The sequence below is a fragment of the Variovorax sp. P4_D9 genome (assembly GCF_056401695.1).
The window spans coordinates 1-1,282 of record NZ_JBFUIU010001467.1 but is presented as its reverse complement, the minus strand read 5'-3'; the positions used below and the strand labels follow the sequence as shown (position 1 = coordinate 1,282).

General features: G+C 61.6%; 2 protein-coding genes. Both read left to right on the top strand.

The window, feature by feature from the left end; all coding sequences use genetic code 11:
• The first annotated feature begins 485 nt into the window (after positions 1 to 485).
• Entirely contained in the window at positions 486 to 875 is a 390-nt protein-coding gene (locus tag AC1DY5_RS56050; protein WP_478122776.1) for a hypothetical protein, read from the top strand.
• A gap of 198 nt (positions 876 to 1,073) precedes the next feature.
• The coding region (locus tag AC1DY5_RS56045) for a hypothetical protein (RefSeq protein ID WP_478122775.1) at positions 1,074 to 1,282 on the top strand (209 nt) is incomplete at its 3' end.

Sequence of the window (1,282 nt, the reverse complement as noted above, 5' to 3'; positions counted from 1 at the left end):
CCGCTTTGAATTCGGCGGCAACTGACTGTCGGTAACACCTGGGCAGGGGATGTGGGTTGGTTCGCAGACCGCGGTGTTTCACAATCGCAGGCCGAAGACAGCGGAGTGCCTATATGAATGCACCCTCCGACAGTGCGGCACTTGCACTGCTGAACGAGCGCCGCGGCCTGACCTTCAGCTGCACCTGCTGCTGCTCCTGCTCCTGCTCCTGCTCCTGCTCCTGATCCAACGGCGCCGGCCCTCGGAGCCCACGCGCTCGTTTTCAACCGTGACGGCGTGTCTTCCTCATCGCTGTCCACTTCCGGGCATGTCCACGCGCGCGACCGGAAGCACCCCTCCTGGCCTGCATCGGGCGCGGTGTGCTTTCTGCTGTCGTGCCGACGGACAACGCGGGCAATGCCTTCGTTCACCTCGATGCGGCGCACACCTAGACCCTCTGGCCAAGCTCGGGGACGGTCTTGTATGCCTGTGAGCAGGCCCGGGGCATGGTCGGCCACGTGGTCACCGTGGCGAAGCACAACGTCAGCGACGAAACGACTCTTAGCGTTGTCGAGATCACCGGAGGTGGCTTCGTGCGTGATGCGCAGTGGCGCGAGGTGCTTGCTGGTCAGCCCTTGACCAGCGCCAGTGTCACCACCACCGGCCCTGCGCTGCTCGTCGCCTGGTGGTGGGGCGATGCCGGTGTCGACCTGGACCAGACGGCCGTGCCCGACAACGGCTTCACGGTGGTCGATTCGATACTGGCTTCTGGTGCATTGGTGCAGTGCGCCGTGGCCGTCAGGCAGGTTGGCGTGGCGGGTACCTACAACGTGACCTGGGCGTCGACGCCGCAGCAAGGAGCTCAGCTCTGGCTCGTTGCCGTGCAGGCGGCCTGAGCTTCAGGCATTGTTAGCCACTGTTTTTGTTGAACAGTGGCCCTGACTTGGCGGCGACGTGAATTTCGTCGATTTCATGGGACTGTGATCGATTGTGGGGCGCAATCGAGCCCTCACTTGATTGCCTCCTTGAGAGGATGGTATTAYAGTCGATCAAGGTGATACGTATTCTAGCCTAGGGGTAGCCTAGGGGCCACAATGAAGTCGCTGAGCAACACGTGCGCTGCACTCCTTTGCTTCGTATTGGAGGCCACTGCTCCCGCGCCTGCCTTTGCTCAGTCCAATGCCGTGACGTTGCTGATAGAAGCCGTAGTCAGCCCTGGTTCGTATTTGTATACGCGAAAGGGCGGCGACGGCAATCTCGATGGGCAAACGCTCGTTGCGTGTCTAAAGTTCGATCCATCAGC

Excerpts from the sequence above, each read along its gene's own strand:
- AC1DY5_RS56050 (WP_478122776.1), top strand. The coding sequence starts at position 486 with ATGGTCGGCCACGTGGTCACCGTGGCGAAGCACAACGTCAGCGACGAA.